General features: G+C 62.0%; 12 protein-coding genes and 1 pseudogene. 7 read left to right on the plus strand and 6 right to left on the minus strand.

The window, feature by feature from the left end:
* Nucleotide 1: 1 nt before the first annotated feature.
* On the minus strand, nucleotides 2–907 hold the full coding sequence (locus FIU28_RS25095; protein ID WP_143575791.1) for a LysR family transcriptional regulator: 906 nt from the start codon (nucleotides 905–907) through the stop codon (nucleotides 2–4).
* A 144-nt stretch (nucleotides 908–1,051) separates the two neighbouring features.
* On the opposite strand from FIU28_RS25095, the gene FIU28_RS25100 reads away from it, so the two are divergent.
* From FIU28_RS25100 to rsgA, 4 genes are all read left to right on the plus strand, one after another.
* Complete coding sequence (locus tag FIU28_RS25100) at nucleotides 1,052–2,125, plus strand: tartrate dehydrogenase (RefSeq protein ID WP_143575792.1); 1,074 nt, start codon at nucleotides 1,052–1,054, stop codon at nucleotides 2,123–2,125.
* A 61-nt stretch (nucleotides 2,126–2,186) separates the two neighbouring features.
* A complete protein-coding gene (locus FIU28_RS25105) occupies nucleotides 2,187–3,155 on the plus strand; it encodes a tripartite tricarboxylate transporter substrate-binding protein (RefSeq protein ID WP_143575793.1) in 969 nt (322 codons plus the stop codon).
* A gap of 321 nt (nucleotides 3,156–3,476) precedes the next feature.
* Entirely contained in the window at nucleotides 3,477–5,345 is a 1,869-nt protein-coding gene (locus FIU28_RS25110; RefSeq protein WP_210245442.1) for a dihydroxy-acid dehydratase domain-containing protein, read from the plus strand.
* 164 nt (nucleotides 5,346–5,509) lie between these two features.
* Entirely contained in the window at nucleotides 5,510–6,583 is a 1,074-nt protein-coding gene (gene rsgA, locus FIU28_RS25115) for a ribosome small subunit-dependent GTPase A (protein ID WP_441351645.1), read from the plus strand.
* Nucleotides 6,584–6,731: 148 nt separating this feature from the next.
* Here the strand turns inward: rsgA and FIU28_RS25120 are convergent.
* The 5 genes and pseudogenes from FIU28_RS25120 to FIU28_RS25140 all read right to left on the minus strand — a co-directional run.
* Nucleotides 6,732–7,295: pseudogene (locus FIU28_RS25120) on the minus strand (Fic family protein); the annotation flags it as partial.
* Nucleotides 7,296–7,447: 152 nt separating this feature from the next.
* Nucleotides 7,448–8,680 carry an FAD-dependent oxidoreductase gene (locus FIU28_RS25125; protein ID WP_143575795.1) on the minus strand — a complete coding sequence of 411 codons (1,233 nt, stop codon included), beginning with the start codon at nucleotides 8,678–8,680 and terminating at the stop codon, nucleotides 7,448–7,450.
* 1 nt (nucleotide 8,681) lies between these two features.
* Nucleotides 8,682–9,650: a Bug family tripartite tricarboxylate transporter substrate binding protein gene (locus FIU28_RS25130; protein WP_168209971.1), complete on the minus strand. Its 969-nt coding sequence runs from the start codon at nucleotides 9,648–9,650 to the stop codon at nucleotides 8,682–8,684.
* A 97-nt stretch (nucleotides 9,651–9,747) separates the two neighbouring features.
* Complete coding sequence (locus tag FIU28_RS25135; protein ID WP_143575797.1) at nucleotides 9,748–10,944, minus strand: amidohydrolase family protein; 1,197 nt, start codon at nucleotides 10,942–10,944, stop codon at nucleotides 9,748–9,750.
* Between the two features lie 3 nt (nucleotides 10,945–10,947).
* Nucleotides 10,948–11,526, minus strand: coding sequence for an amino acid synthesis family protein (locus FIU28_RS25140; RefSeq protein ID WP_143575798.1), 579 nt, complete (start codon nucleotides 11,524–11,526; stop codon nucleotides 10,948–10,950).
* 83 nt (nucleotides 11,527–11,609) lie between these two features.
* Between FIU28_RS25140 and FIU28_RS25145 the strand changes: the two genes are divergently transcribed.
* The 3 genes from FIU28_RS25145 to FIU28_RS25155 all read left to right on the plus strand — a co-directional run bounded on the left by FIU28_RS25145 (nucleotide 11,610) and on the right by FIU28_RS25155 (nucleotide 16,418).
* On the plus strand, nucleotides 11,610–12,302 hold the full coding sequence (locus tag FIU28_RS25145) for a DUF4286 family protein (RefSeq protein WP_143575799.1): 693 nt from the start codon (nucleotides 11,610–11,612) through the stop codon (nucleotides 12,300–12,302).
* On the plus strand, nucleotides 12,289–12,975 hold the full coding sequence (locus tag FIU28_RS25150; RefSeq protein WP_246660805.1) for a GntR family transcriptional regulator: 687 nt from the start codon (nucleotides 12,289–12,291) through the stop codon (nucleotides 12,973–12,975). The genes FIU28_RS25145 and FIU28_RS25150 overlap by 14 nt, the downstream gene beginning before the upstream one ends.
* A 1,748-nt stretch (nucleotides 12,976–14,723) precedes the next feature.
* The gene (locus FIU28_RS25155) at nucleotides 14,724–16,418 is read left to right on the plus strand and encodes an EAL domain-containing protein (protein ID WP_143575800.1); all 1,695 of its coding nucleotides are present in this window, start codon (nucleotides 14,724–14,726) and stop codon (nucleotides 16,416–16,418) included.
* Nucleotides 16,419–16,630 lie beyond the last annotated feature (212 nt).

Genomic DNA, 16,630 nt, shown 5'->3' on the forward strand with positions numbered 1-16,630 from the left:
CTCACGCCTCGGTGGCGTAGCTCGACAATTTGACCCGCAGCATCTCGATCAGCTTCGTCCGCACGGGATCGCGGGTGCCGCGCGTCCACGCTGCGGCGAGCGGCAGCCTGTTCATCGCTGACATCGCCAGCGGCACGTAGCAGACGCCACGCGCCGCCATCCGCGACGTCCAGCGCGGCACGATCGCGACGCCGAGTTCGGCGGCGACCAGATTGACGATGGTCTGCTTCTCGTCGGCCACCTGCACCACATTCGCGCGGACGCCTGCCTCCGCAAACAGCTTCATCGTCAGGTCATGGCTGTGCGGCCGCGACCGCCGCTCCGGCACGATCAGAGGCTCGTCGGCCAGATCGGCTATCGTCAGGCTCGAGCGATCCGCGAGGGGGTGCCGGTTGGACACCGCGACCACCGCGGTCTCGTGGAACAGGAACAGGAATTCCAACCGTTTGTCGGCGCGGTCCGGTGGCCGCACGAAAGCAAGATCCAGCCCGCCGGACAGCAGCCGCGGCAGCAGACGGATGGTCTTGTCTTCCACCAGTTGCACCGCGACCTCCGGCTGCTGCTCGCGCATGTCGTGCAGCAGCGCCGGCAGCAGCCCGGCCGCAGCGCTATCGATCGCGCCGATGCGGATCGTGGCTGCGCGATCCCGCGCCCGGGCACGAAAACTCGCCGCCAGCCGATCGGCCTGCGCGAGCAATTCCTGCGCCTGTAGCAGAAACGCCGCGCCATCCTCGGTCAGCGCCACGCTGCGCGTGGTCCGCGTCAGCAACCGTGTGCCGAGATCGTCTTCCAGCATCCGCACATGGCGGCCGAGCGCCGCCGGCATCATGTCGAGCTGCTGGGCGGCCCGCCCGAAATGCAGCTCCTCGGCGGCGGCCACAAAACAGCGCAACTGGTGCAGGTCCATCCTCGTCTCCCCTGCCCCAGATTACATCATTTATTTGTATAAACCAATGCGGTTGAGCCCGGTCTCGCATGGCCTCACGGTGCCGGCGCCGCCAACGCGCGGCAGCGGATGCACCAAGACCAAGACGACCCAGTGAGGAATCTTATGCGCGAATATTCCATTGCGGCTATCCCGGCCGACGGTATCGGCCCCGAAGTGATCGCCGCCGGCACCACCGTGCTGGAAAGCCTCGCCAAGCGCATCGGCGACGTGAAATTCAACGTCGAAACCTTCGACTGGGGCTCGGCCTATTACCGCAAGCACGGCGTCATGATGCCGGCCGACGGCCTGGCGCAGCTGAAGAAATTCGACGCCATCTATTTCGGCGCGGTCGGCGCGCCCGACGTGCCCGACCACATCACGCTGTGGGGCCTGCGGCTACCGATTTGCCAGGGCTTCGACCAATACGCCAATGTGCGTCCGACCAAGATCCTGCCCGGCATCACCTCGCCGCTGCGTAATGTCGGGATCGGCGATCTCGACTGGGTGATTGTGCGGGAGAACTCCGAAGGTGAGTATGCCGGCTGCGGCGGGCGCGTGCACCGCGGGCTACCGGAAGAAGTCGGCACCGAAGTCGCGATCTTCACCCGCGTCGGCGTGCAGCGGATCATGCGCTACGCGTTCAAACTGGCGCAGTCGCGCCCGCGGAAATTCCTTACGGTCGTCACCAAGTCGAACGCGCAGCGCCATGGCATGGTGATGTGGGACGAGATCGCCGAGGAAGTGTCGAAGGAATTCCCCGATGTCAGCTGGGACAAGATGCTGGTCGATGCCATGACCGTGCGGATGACCCTGAAGCCGCAGAGCCTCGACACCATCGTCGCCACCAACCTGCATGCCGACATCCTGTCGGATCTCGCCGGCGCGCTGGCCGGCAGCCTCGGCGTCGCGCCCACCGCCAATATCGATCCCGAACGCCGTTTCCCCTCGATGTTCGAGCCGATCCACGGCTCGGCCTTCGACATCACCGGCAAGGGCATCGCCAACCCCGTCGCCAGCTTCTGGACCGCAGCCCAGATGCTCGACCATCTCGGCGAGAGCGACGCCGCAACGCGGCTGATGCGGGCGGTGGAGCAGGTCACCGGCGCCGGCATCCTAACGCCGGACGTCGGCGGCACCGCCACCACGCAACAGGTGACCGACGCCGTGGTGGAGGCGATCCAGAGTTCCAACATCTGAACGGCATCGTCCACAAAAGCGGATGATGAGCGACCCCATAAAAACAGTCAGGGAGGCCAACATGAAGCTGAACGTCATTGCTGCGATCGCATTTGCCGTGACCACCTGTCCCGCCTACGCGCAAACCTACCCCAGCAAGCCGATCACCATGCTGGTGCCGTTTGCCGCCGGCGGCGCGACCGATACGGTGGCGCGGGTCACGGCCGTGACCATGTCGAAGATCCTCGGCCAGACCATCATCATCGAGAACGCCACGGGCGCCGGCGGCACCATCGCCGCGGCGCGGGCCGCACGCGCCGAGCCCGATGGCTACACGCTGCTGATCCATCACATCGGCATCTCGACCGCCGCAACGCTGTATCGCAAGCTGCCTTACGATACCAAGACGGCGTTCGCGCCGATCGGCCTCGTCACCAATGCGCCGATGACCATCATCGGCCGGCCCGGCCTGCCGCCGAACACGCTCGCCGAGCTGGTCACCTACATCAAGGCCAACGGCGACAAGATGACCTTCGGCAATGCCGGGCTCGGTGCCGCCTCGCACCTCTGCGGCATGCTGTTCATGACCGCGGTCGACAAGCAGATCCTGCCGGTGCCCTACAAGGGCAATGGCCCTGTGATGAACGACCTGATCGCCGGGCAGATCGACATGACCTGCGACCAGACCACCAATACCACCGGCCCGATCGCCGCCAAGCTGGTCAAGAGCTACGCCATCACCACCAAAACGCGGCTGGCGTCGATGCCGGACCTGCCGACCGCCGACGAGGCCGGGCTGAAGGGTTTCGAGGTCGGCGCCTGGCACGGCATCTACGCGCCGAAGGGCACACCCGACGAGATCGTCCAGAAACTCTCGAAGACGCTGCAGCAGGCCCTGAGCGATCCCGACCTGGTGAAGCGCTTCAACGACATCAATACCGAGCCCGTCGCGCAGGACCAGGCGACGCCGGCCGCCCTGAAAGCGACCTTGCTCAGCGAAGTCGATCGCTGGGCGCCGATCATCCGGGCGGCGAACCAGTTCGCCGATTAAGCGATGCGCGAGCCCCACGGCGGGATGCCGTGGGGCTTTGACCTGCACGGATAGGCCGTTCTGCCCCGCTTGTTCGGCGCGCGATACGGCCGTCGCGCGCAGCTGCCGCGCGGTTCAATCCGATTGTGTTCGCGATCCCCGGGGGTTAGACACTGGGCAAGCCGATTTCGGTCAATTTTCTCGACGGCGTCGCGGCTTTGCCACGACAGGTGCCAGGCAGAATTTTACACGCAATCAGGCCAGCGAGGTGTTCGAGCCGGTGACCTCTGCCGGACGCCCGCCGTTCACGACAAATAAGTCGCCGCCAGGAAGGAACCCGCCGTGTCCAAATCGCCCGTCGTCCGCATCGACCATCATCCCGGCCGCTCCGCCCAGACTTTCGGCATGGCCAAGGTACTCGGCACCGATACGAGCCTGATTCACGAGCCGTCGGTCGGCGTCGTCGGCACCAAGGGCGACAGCCAGTGCTACATGGGCGTGGCCTCCAAGGTGGACGCGATCCACGCCGCCCTGAAGAGCCGCATCGGCCAGGGCGAAGGCCAGCTCAGACTGCGCCTGGTGCAGCCGGAATACACCATCGCGACCTCGGACGGCATCCGCAACGGCACGCGCGAGATGCGCTATTCGCTGATCGGCCGCGAAGTCACCCATGATGCGCTGTCCGAACATCTCAACGCCACCGGGCTCGCCGGCACCATCGCCGTGGTCGCCTGCGACAAGCCGCCGGTCGGCACGCTGGCCGCGCTACTCGAACACAACGAGCCCGGCATCATCATGTCGGACGGCTCGATCCATCCCGGCAAGGACCCGGAAACTGGCGAGGCGCTCGACATCGTCAGCGCCTATCAGGTCGCCGGCAGCACCGACGCCGCTCTGCGCGACCGCGTCGCCTGCAACGCCTGCCCCGGCATCGGCAGCTGCGGCGGCATCTTCACCTACAACACCATGCAGACCTTCATCGGCGTGGTCGGCATGCAGCCGCTGCACATGGTGGCGCCGCCGTCCGACGATCCGCGCCGCTTGAAGGAATTCCCCGAGCAGCTGGTCGAATACCTCGCCCAGATGATGGCCAAGGGGTTGAAGCCGCGCGACATCGTGGTGCGCGATTCGATCCGCAACGCCGTGATCGTCTCGCTGGCGATCGGCGGCTCGACCAATGTCACGCTGCATGCGCCGGAAATCGCGCGCGCCGCGGGCTTCAGTGACTTCTGGAAAGAGGTCATGACGCCGGCTGAGTTCAACTACCTATCGCAATATGTCGTGCCGGTGCTCACCGACGCCCGACCATACGGCAAATATTCGATGGTCGATATCGATGCTGTCGGCGGCGTGCAGGTGATCGTGCGTGAATTGCTGGAGGCAGGCCTGCTCAATGGCGACGTCATGACCTGCACCGGCGAGACGCTGGCCGAACAGGTCAAGCGCCTGGGCACGCCGAGCGCCGACGGCCGTGTGATCTACACCGTCGCCAAGCCCTACAAGCCGACCGGCGGCCTGCGCGTGCTCGGCGGCAACCTGTCACCGGAATTCTCGGCGATCCTGAAGCTCGCCGGCGTCGAGGGCGGGCTGGAGGACAACCTGTTCCGCGGCCGTGCCCGCGTGTTCGAGGGCGAGCAGCATCTGCTCGCCGCGCTCGACACGACGCCGGAGAAATTCGAGAACCACGACATGGTGATCGTGCGCTATGAGGGCCCGAGCGGCGCGCCGGGCATGCCGGAAATGCTCGATCCGACCTCGCGCATCACGACGCTATGCCGCGAGCGCGGCATCGTGATCGCGCTGATGACCGATGCGCGCTTCTCCGGCGGATCGGTCGGCCTGGTGATCGGCCATGTCGGCCCCGAGGCGAGCCTCGGCGGACCGATCGCGATGGTGCAGGACGGCGACGAGATCGTGGCGGATCTCAACAACAACGAACTGAACTGCACGCCGCTGTCGGATCCAGCGATCCTGAAGCAGCGCACCGACGCCTGGAACAAGGTGGTCGCGGCCAATGGCGGCGTTCATCCGAACTGCGGCGACGCCGACACAAGGCTGCTGCACCGCGCCCGCCTCACCGCCGTTCCCGCCACGCGCGGCGCGGGGCTGCATCCCAACCGCGAAGTCTGGGTGCGGCTGCCGCGCGAAGCCGTGCGCTCCGGCTTCGTGCCGTCGAACAGGCACCGGCCCGAGGCCGACAAGGCCTTCTAGGACTTGTCCTTCGCCCCACACGGCCGGCCATCACAGCCCCGCATTGCGTGCGGGGCTGTCGCGCGTTCAGCCGCAGCCGGCCGCGGCGCGGCGCTGAAAGGTTCGTCGACACGCCCCGGCTTTGAGGCGCATATGAACCACTCGGGTTCCCGGTGGACGGCATCGTGACAGATCAAGCGCAAGGCAGTCCTGGAGTGTCGCTGGCGGATCTTGGATGGTCCGGTTTTTTCGGCGCGCAGATCCTGCCAGAGGAGACCGACGCGCTGCCCGTCCGCATTTCCGGGGTGCATCGGTCGCGCATGGCGGCGATGTCCCGGACGGGGCCCATCCGGCTGGTGCTTCCGGCCAAAACCAACACCGGCGATTACGCCGTCGGCGACTGGGTGCTGGTCGAGCCGCAGACTCACTTGCTGCAACGCCGCCTGGCGCGCAAGACGGTGCTGCAGCGGCGCACCGAGGGCAGCCCGACGCCGCAACTGGCCGGCGCCAATATCGATACGCTGTTCATCGTCACCTCGTGCAATGCCGAGTTCAACGTCGCCCGGCTGGAGCGCTATCTGGCGCTGGCCAATGAGGCCGGCATCACGCCGGTGATCGTGCTGACCAAGGCCGACCTCACGGAGCACGCCGGGTCCTATCTCGACCAAGCCAGCGCGCTGCAGCGCGGGCTTTCGGTGATCGTCTCCAATCCCAATGCCGCGGATGCGGCAAGCGCCTTGCGCGCATGGTGCGGCGACGGACAGACCGTGGCGCTGGTCGGCTCGTCGGGGGTCGGCAAATCGACCATGGTCAACGCGCTGACGGGCGCGGCCCCGGAGCAGCATCAGCCCACCGGCAGCATTCGCGAGCATGATGCGCAGGGCCGCCACACCACCACCTCGCGCTCGCTGCATGCGATGGCCGGCGGCGGCTGGGTGATCGATACGCCGGGCATGCGGACGCTCCATGTCAGCGACGCCGCCGCGGGAATCCACGAGCTGTTTGCAGAAATCACCGAACTTGCTCCGCGGTGCAAGTTTCGCGATTGCACCCATGCCCACGAGCCGGGCTGCGCCGTCCGCGCCGCGGTCGCCGCCGGCGAGCTGGAGCCGGAGCGTCTGGACCGCTGGCGCGCCATGGTCACGGAAAATCGCACCAACACGCCGAAGCCGGCGAAGCCCGGCGACAGCCGACCCGGCGAAAGCCGACCTGCCGGCGGCAGACCCGGCCGCCGCCGACCGCAAGCCGAAGCGGACTAACGCCGCAACCGGTTTGACGCGCGTGCACGACCGATCGGGCGCGGCTGGGAGCGCCGTGTTGGCGGAATTGGCCAGGTGGTTGCCGGCAAACCGGTGGATACAGAGTGGCGGGCCACGCCCGACGATGTATAGCGCAGGCATCCTTCTGTCAGACCGCCGCAGGAAGCGGGTCGGTGCCCTCGCTCAGGATGGCGAGATACCCCCGGTAACTGAACACGCGGCCCCGCTTGCGGCCGGTGACTTCTTCGACGATGCCGAACCGCTCCAGATCGGCGAGCGCCGCATTGACCGTGGGGGCAGAGAGGCCTGTCTGGCGAACGAGCTGGTTGGCCATCAGATAGGGGGTCTGCTGAAACAGATCGTGAATGCGCAGCACCGATCCTGCCCGATCGCTGTCCACCGCGATGCGCTCGCGGTCTTGCTTGAACAACTCGACGATCCGGGTGGCGGCATCGAACGCCTGATTGGCAGTGTCCGCGACGCCCGTGTGGAAGAAGTCGAGCCAGGCTTCCCACGCGCCATGTTCGCGAACCTCCTGAAGCAGTCGGTAATGGTCGGCGCGATGGGTTTTGAGATAGAGGCTCAGATAGAGCAGCGGCTTGCGCAGCACGCCGTTGACGCAGAGATACAGCGTGACCAGCAAACGGCCGATCCTGCCGTTGCCGTCGAGGAACGGGTGGATGGTCTCGAATTGAACATGCAGCGGCAGCGCACACACCAGGGAAGAGGATCTCGTTGCCGGCATGAAGTTGTTTGCCAGAGGCGCCGAGCTTTATCTGGCGATGAATTGACCCACGCGTCCATGGCGCACGCTGTCTAGAATGCGGGCGCGCTCGACCTTTAGGCTGCCGGAGCGGCGTCCCTTCAGGACGCGCCGGCGAGTGACGCGTTCTTGCGCACGCTTTCCAGCAGCGACGTCCGCATCAGGAAGGCGCGGTGTGCGACCGGATCGGCGGCCGTGCGCCTCAAATGGTCGAAATTCGCCTCGCGCGCCGCAGGGTCCCTCTCCTCCAGCCGCTTTTTATTGGCGATTGTCTGCTGCTGGACATATTCGATATTCATCGGTCGCCGGATGCCATTGTAGCGATCCAGATCTGTCTCGGGAAGCTGGTCGAGCATGACCGCAGCGAGCTGGTCTGCCAGTTGCATGGCGTCATGCACACCGCAATTCAGGCCGAGGCCGCCGATCGGATTGTTGACGTGGGCGGAGTCGCCGGCCAGGAACACGCGTCCTTTGCGAAAGCTCGCGGCAACGCGTTGGTGCACGCGGTAAATGTTGCGGTGGAAAATGTCGTAGCGGCCAGCCTTAGGGAAAAACTTTTGCAGCCGCGCTTCGGTGGCCGATTCGTCCAGCACCTCTTCGTCGGTCTGTCCGGGCACGGCGGGAAACACCGCGCGCCAGCGGCCCTTGCCGTCATCGCCTGACACCTTGAACAGGTTGGCCCACTCGTCCGGATCGGAGAAATAGGCGCGGAACGCGACGCCGTGCTCGGTTGCGAAGTCGAACGGCGTCGTGAGCACCAAAAAGCGTTCTGGAAACGTATATCCCTCGAAGTCGATGTTGAGTGCCTTGCGCACCGTTGATCGGCCGCCGTCGGCACCCACCAGGTAGCTGCCGGACACGGTTTCCATGCCGAGGCCGGTTTGTGTCGTGATCTCCACGTGATCGCCGCAATCCGCAATGCTCGCGACCGGTGCCCCGAACGAGACGGAGGCATGGGGAAACGCCTTCAGCCGTTCCAGTCCCAGCCGCGCGATTTTGTGCTGCTCGCATTGCACGACAAACGGGATCTTGGTGTCCTTGGCCAGGATCGCATGGTCGAACTCAGCCACGATGCGACGCGTCGGCCGGTCCCAGAACTGGAAGGTGGGCGCGATCAGTCCCTGCCCGATCACGTCATCGAGCAAGCCCAGCGCGCTGATCATTTCCAGCGTCGCCGGATGCAGCGTGGAGGCGCGGGGGGCTTCGTTGATGGCATCCGAAGCCTCATACAGCCGCACCGGAATGTTGCGCTGCGCGAGGGCCAGCGCCAGCAGGATTCCGACGGGACCGCCGCCGGCAATCAATACAGGTCGGTCGCTCATTGTTGTACGCATCCTATTGCTGCTGCACGCCGGCGATTTGTACGGCTTCGGCCCATAGCGGGATGTCCTTCGCCAGCGTGGCCGCGTATTCGGCCGGCGTGTCGCCGAGCGGGTCGACGCCGTAGTTCAACAGTTGCGCGGCAAACTTCGGATCTTTCACCGCCGCCGCCATTTCCTTCGCTATCCGGTCGATAATCTCCGGCGGCGTTCTCGCCGGCGCCATCAGACCGTTCCAGGTCAGCACGTTGAAATTCGGATAGCCGGACTCGGCGACCGTCGGCACGTCTGCCGTCAGGGGCGAACGCTTTTCGGAACTGATCGCCAGCATCCGCACATTTCCGCCGGCGACCTGCGTCAGCGCATCGGAGAGATTGGAAAACATCGCCGGGACGTGGCCTGCCACCATGTCCGACATAGCCGGCGCGTTGCCCTTGTACGGCACGTGGGTCATCTCGATGCCGGCGCGCTTAAGAAACAGCGCCATGGAGAGATGGTTCAGGCTACCGACGCCGGCAGAGCCGTAGACCAATTGCCCCTTGCTGGAGCGGACGTACTCCACGAATTCCTTCAACGTTTTTACGGGAATATCCTTGTTGACCACCAGCGCGAACGGATTGGTCCCGATGTTGCTGATTGGCGCAAAATCGTTCTGTGAATCGTAACGCACCTTCTGCATGGCCGGCACCACCGCCATCACCGGCAGCGCAGCAATGAACAGCGTGTAGCCGTCCGGTGCCGCCCGTTTCACCATCTCGGCTGCAATGGCACCGCCGGCACCCGGCCGATTTTCCACCACGAACGACTTGCCGAAGGCATCGCCCAGCCACTGCGCAGACATGCGGCCGATACCATCGGTGTTGCCGCCAGCTGCGAACGGTACGATCACCGTCACCGGCTTTTGCGGCCAGGATTGCGCCCGCGCGCCCGAGGAGAAAAGGGCGGCTCCGGCAGCGAGGCCGATGACGTTGCGGCGAGTGTGCATGATAATCTCCATTGTCAGTGCGCGCGAAACGATTGATGCGATGTCCGTTTTTGCGTCGACCTACGGGCAAGGCCGGTAACCATGCCGGCGCGCGGTGCTAGTGCGCTGCGCCGGAAAAATCCTGAACCACGCTGCTGCGTGCCACGTGCACGCGGCGCGTCGTCTCAGGCGTATTGCGGCTGCGTCCGACGAAGCGGGGAATGCCAGCCGTGACCACCGCGCCCACCGCGGGGACATCGCCGTTGCGCAATGCCGACAGCGCGTCTGGTTGCGATCCGCCGAGACAGGCATCGACAATGACGATGTCGGCATCACGACCGGCGGCGATGACGCCACTGTTCAAACGGTAGACCCGCGCGTTGCTGCCTGTAGCAGCGGCGATGGCGCGTTCGGGCGGAATGCCGCCTAGTGATGCGAGATGGCTGATTGTATAAAGCATGCCGAGCGGCATGATGCCACTGCCGGTCGGCGTATCGGTGGCTATGAGCAGCCGTTCGTTCTGTCCGGCCTTGTCGAGGAGATCTGCGACCAGCAATGTGGTGCGCAGATTACCGGCAGTGCAAACCTGCAGCGCCATGCCGGACTCATTTACCAGCCGCGGAAAATCCTGGTCTGGAATCGCTACCGGACCGCCGTTGACGTGATAGGAAACATCGGGGTTCATCGCTAGCACATGGTCCGCCCAGATACCGGAGGAGCCGGGGATCGAAGACCCTCCGGTATGCACCATAGCGATCATACCGCGGGCGCGCGCCATTTTTATCAGCGGCGCGTAGTCATACGGTGTCCTGAAGCCGCCGAAGCCGGCCTTAACCATCCAGACGCCATCGCGCACCAGGTCGTCAAAGTCCTGCTCCGCGAGACCGGGCTCAAGAATCAGCGACCCGGCATGGACACGCATACCGCCCGGGCGATAATCGGCAAAACAGCGCTGCGCGGCGACGGCCAGCGCCTTGACGCCAACCACATCTTTGGGCCGGCCGGGTACATGGACTTCCGACGCGCTGATCGACGTCGTTACGCCACCATGAACGTAGCTCTCGAGGAAGCCGACGACCTTTTGTCGTGGCGTGTAGTCGCCGAACGTGATGTGGACGTGGGAGTCGATCAAACCTGGCATGGCGATGGCGCCGCCGGCATCGATCACCACGTCGCAGGCATCGACCGCAGCAGCGGAGGCCGTGCCGACGGACACGATCAGCCCGTCGGACATGATAATGGCGTCACCCGCTACCATCGGCGCCTCCAGATCACCACTGACGATCGCCCCGAGATTGACGATGGCGGTTTTCATAGGTCAGGCCTTTAAGTCGCGATTGAGAACGTCCTCGTGGGTCAGGCCGCCGACCCGCGCCCCAATTCGGCCGGCGCTGGCCATGCAGAAGATGATCGCAATTTCGTCGGGCATCGGGGTGTCCAGCATCGTGAGGGTCATGCCATCGTAGTGCGAACGGACGTAGATGTCATTGCGGTGGTTCATCGGAATGTCGATCGAGCCGCCCGGCGGAGCCACCTTGACCATCGACGAAATCCACGCTTTGCCGCCGCCGATCACGTCGCGCAGCGGGTCTGCATAGGTGGTGCTGAGCAGCGCAGCTGCGTGCTCGATCTCGCCATTCAGTCCGACCAGACCGCCCTTGCCGTAGCTTTGCGCCTCGAACGAGCCAAGCGCCTGCAGCGCCATCTTGCCCATCATCTCGCCAAGCCCTGCACTTGCCGAGATCAGTGGACCGAGGTCGTCCACCGCCTGCGAGGCGTAGGGATTCTCCAGTACCGCGACCACGGCGACCTTGCGCACCGGTACGGTGGCCTTGCGGCCGGCATGCTCGTGCTTGTCCTCGACGATCGACCAGGTCCGGCGAATGTTCAGCTTCATAGCAATGACTCTCACATACTTGACAGGCGCAGTAACTTCGCTATCATCTTGTCTGACAATCTGTCAATCGAGTTATTTGAATCATGACTATCAAAGGCCAGGCGGTTCTGTTTTCGGAGATGATCCCGGGCGAGATCTTCGTCGACCGGTTTCATAACTGGTACGATTCCCATCACATCCCGATCCGCGTCGATTGCGAGGGCTTCGTCAGCGCCCAACGCTACAGCCGTCAGGGCGACGGCGGTTTTCTGGCGGTCTACGAAATGGACGACGTGAACGTGCTGTCCAGCGACGCCTACAAGGAGATCAAGACAAATCCGTCGGAAGAAACCGCATGGATGCTCGCCAATGTGACGGGGTTTACTCGCTACCTTGGCGGCGAGACTTCGGTGACCCCCAACAACCCTGTCGAGGCGGACACGCGTCTGGATGCGCCGGTACTTTATGCAGTGATGTTCAACATTCCGGCGGAGCACCATGAGGACTTCAACGACTGGTATGAGAGTGATCACATTCCACTCCTGATGCAGTGCAAGGAATGGCTGATGGTGCGGCGGATGCGGATTGCAGATGGCGTTCCCGGCCACTATACCCACATGGCTTTGCACTACCTGGCGGACGCAACGGCGCTGCAATCGCCGGAACGCGAAGCCGCCAGAAAGACCCCATGGCGCGACCGCCTGGCCAAGAATGACTGGTTCAAGGCGAGCTATTCGATGTTCGATCGCCTTGGGCCGCGGCAAATTGGAAAACTCAGCGATAATGGCAACACTTAATCTTCGGATTTCGCCAAAGACGGTGCAGCAGCAGATCGTCGAGAAATTGCGCGGCGCCATTGCGGACGGCATGTTCAAGCCGGGCGACCGGCTGATTGAGGCAAACTTGTGCGAGATGCTGGGTGTCAGCCGCCCGTCGATTCGCGAGGCGCTCCGCAGCCTCGAAGCAGAGCGTCTGGTCTCCATCATACCCAATCGCGGCCCGCAGATTCCGGTGCTGACCCGTGACCATGCGGCTGATATCTATAAGGTGCGGGCGCTTCTGGAAAGCGAAGCCGCCTTCATAGCAGCGAAACGTGCCACCCCGGACGACCTCAAGTTGCTGCGCGGGGCGCTTGCTGCTTTCGGCAGGGCGGTTCGCTCCAACGACATGCGGACCGAGGTGTCGGCTACTTCGGTGTTTTACAGCCATATTCTTCGGATTTGCGACAACCGCATCATAGAGGAGACGCTGAACGGCTTGTTGGCACGCATCAATTTCCTGCGGGCCCATTCGATGTCGCAGCCGGGCCGGGCCAGGATCAGCCTGCGGGAGATGAAGGCGATTTATGAGGCCATTGCAACGAAAAACGGCAGCGCTGCGCGCAGCGCCGCTATGAAGCATGTAGAGAATGCGCACCTGTCGGCGAATGCTGCCTTTGAATCTTTTAGCGCAGAAGAAAGCTCGGTGTGATTGCCGACCGGTTGTGGCGCGTCGCGCCGTCTCCCATTTGAGTGCATGACCTGCTCGTGGCGTCATCGTCCGCAGTCTCAAAAAGATCGCGTGATGCCCGATCATTCAGATGCTAAGTGTGTGACGCGGATAGTGGGTCTAATGGCGACCTCAGTTTGCCGGCGCGAAATGTCGGTACTGCCCCCGAGTGCGGACATGTGCACCTGACCGCTTCGTGCCAGAATGGGTCCATGGTCGACGGCGTGCCCGAAACCTGAAGTGGCTTTCTGTATTAATTCCGTTGAGTGCTCGGTTGCAGATCAGCCAGCAAGTGGCCTTATTCTAAATTCAAAAACAACTTTTTGCGCACGGACCACCCTAACCGGTCCGGCTTTCCCCATCGCACAGACTTTTAGGCCCCCTCCCCCTTGCGCCACCAACCGCAAGCCTGAGTAAGCGAGATCCAGCCCATCGCAGGATGGTCGCATCGCAAGCTGGACCGATCGCGCGTCAGCTGAACAGCACGACTGCTTGCACCGGTCTGCGATGGTAGGTGGGCTTTCTCGATTGAGCTCTGGCTCTCTCTGGATAACCACCCTAACCGGTCCGCTCCCTCAGGCTCTAAACCCTGACCAGATTCTATTTGGGAGTTGATTGGCAGTCTGGCGCTAGCAGGCCACTCGCACTTGTTCACTCCCGACCCGCTAAAGCTATTGTTCGTCATCGTGGGGCTCAGAATGGCTTGGATCAATCCGGTTACTGGTCCATTCCTCTTCATCGGCTAGCCCTTCTTCCTTGCCACGGGCAATACGGGTCGGAGGCTACACTGACGGCATCCAGACAACCTTATGTGTTCGCCCAGATTTTTGAATGTAATCGACAAACGGAGGCATTCCGTCAGCTCCGCGAACGTCCCGCCAAGCATAAAACGGCTTCGAACCGACAAAGACGGGATGTTGGCCCTGATCTAAGGCTCGTTGCCTCATCGGAGTATGTACGACTTCGAAGCGTGATGCCGAACTTCAGCAGCCGCGCATCGGTCGACCCCTGGATATAAACCCATCCCGGCTTGTAGTAGCGGTCCCGATAGACGTCGGACAATGACACGCGTGAGTGTCTCCTCAATCCTCATGTGTGCGTGGCACGCTTTTGGCTGCAGACCGAGGAGGCCCGGCACCAGTTTGAAAGTTGATTGGTCGGCGGCGATCAAGACCGCGAAGCATCATGATCGCCGCAGGCGGTCATATAATTCCCCGGCGTCCAATCAAACCTTGAGGCTAGAGACAAAACCGGTTCCCCCTCCGACGGCGGCAATACAGGGATTCCACAGTGGTCGAGTGATCTTGCCATATGCCCGTTCTGCCGCAGCTGAAGCAGAACCTGAATATGGCAAAGATTTCCCACTTCTCCCACCCCCGAGGGGGATTCGAAACAGTCACAGAGCTACCGCTGTACCCGATGCAACAAATCCACTCACCGGGTAGAGTTTTCTATGAACACACTGAATACGCGACGGGCCGGTTAGCTGACCAAGCAAAGAACGCAGAGGGGACACGTCATTAACTATATCTTATGGAACAGACGGCATTCCAAGAAAGTTCGGTCATTTGCTAAGTGCGTCGGCTTACATTTGGGTGTGTCCGGAGGTCCGGCGCAGGGTGGGTCCACATGATCACATTTTTTGCACCTGAACCGGTTCAGGCGGCGTTTTGGACGTTGGCTTTTTACGGGGCATTAGCAACGGCGATTTTAATCGTACTTAGTATCGCATGCTCAAGCAGAAAAGCCGCCTCGCGTCAGCCATAGATAACATGACGCAGGGCCTGTTGCTTTTTGACGCCAACAAACGGGTGCTCATTTGCAATCAGCGTTACATCGAACTGTATGGCCTCTCTCCGAAAATCGTGAAACCGGGCTGCACTTTGCGAGATGTACTTGTGCACCGCCAAGAGCGCGGGTCGCTGATTGGGGACATCGACAAGTACTGTGAGCGTGTTGCAAAAGAACTGTTAGAAGGTGGAAAACCGTTTATTCTGAGCTTAGCGGACGGCCGGTTCATCCAGATTATAGATAGACCGATGGCGAGCGGCGGCTGGGTATCGACTCACGAGGACATCACCGAGCGGCGACTTTTCGACAAACAAATCGAAAGATTAGCGCATTACGATACCCTGACGGGCTTACCAAATCGGGGGATCTTCTTACAGCGCCTCGCGAGCGAGCTTGAATCCAGCCACGATATCAGAGTTGCACTTCTGTTCATCGATGTCGATGATTTCAAGGCAGTCAACGATTCGCTCGGGCATGAAGCAGGAGATGAATTACTTCGCGCCGTTGCATTGCGCCTCCGAGTATGTGCCGACCGCCCGTGGGATTTCGTGGCTAGGCTTGGAGGCGATGAATTTGTAATTATTCGCCGCCTATCATTGATCGCGTCCGAAGTTGACCAATTGATAGCCGACGTCTTCGCGTCGCTCCACGAACCCATCGATCTGTCCGGACAGCGCGTCCGAATCGATGTCAGTATTGGCGCTGCCATTAGTCCCGAACATGGCGACGACGCGTCAACGCTGATGCGAAGCGCCGATATCGCCATGTACCAAGCGAAGGCCGCGGGCAAGAATACCCACATGATTTACCATCCAGCGATGGCGAAGTCCCAAAATGCTCGACGTCGTCTCGAAGCGGATCTTAGACAGGCCGTTTTAAGCGGGGACATCGGCGGCAACGGTTTCTCACTAGTCTTTCAGCCCTTGATCTCTATTTCCGACGGACGGATAACTTCCTGCGAAGCTCTGCTCCGCTGGACCCATCCGATACTTGGCCCCATTTCTCCAGAACAATTCATACCCATCGCGGAGGAGTCCCGCCTCATTCTCGAACTAGGAGAATGGGCTTTATTGCAGGCTCTAGCACGTGCCTCCCAATGGCCAAAAAGCATAGGCGTTGCAGTCAACGTATCGCCCGTACAATTCCGCAGCCAATCGCTCGCTTTAAAAGTGCTGAAGGCCCTCGCTGTTTCCGGAGTGTCGCCGCGACGTCTTGAGCTGGAGATCACGGAGGCCGTCCTCATCGGAGACGATAAAACCGCCCTTTTAACGCTCCATGAGCTGCACACAGCGGGCGTTCAAGTCGCGCTTGATGACTTTGGAACGGGATACTCTTCGCTGAGCTATCTTCAGCGGTTCCCGTTCGACAAAATCAAGATCGATAAAACCTTTATCAATAAAGTTGACCATGCCGATGGCTCTGCTCATATCGTTCGCGCTATTATTGACATTGCTACAGCGCAAGACATGACGACTACGGCCGAGGGGGTTGAGACTGAGATGCAGCTTGACGCTCTGAGGCGTCTTGGCTGCACTGAAATGCAAGGTTATTTGTTTAGCCGACCTGTGTTAGCATCGGAGATCAACGACTTTTTGATGAAAGACGTCGAAAAACGAAGAATGATATCGTGCTAGAGAATAGCGTACACAGATCCAGCGCGCCTATCTTAGGCGGCGCGAGCTGACTTTGGCGGTGAACCGCTTGATCTGTGCAATTCAATACGCCTTCACTTAAGCCTCCAAGCGCAGAGCTGTGTGGCACGCCATCTTTGAGTCGCGCTTGATCCAATTGTTGCTCGACTCGGCCCACAAGAACACGCGAATCAATTTCATTGTCGACTTATCAA

The sequence above is a fragment of the Tardiphaga sp. vice154 genome (genome assembly GCF_007018645.1).
GTDB lineage: Bacteria > Pseudomonadota > Alphaproteobacteria > Rhizobiales > Xanthobacteraceae > Tardiphaga.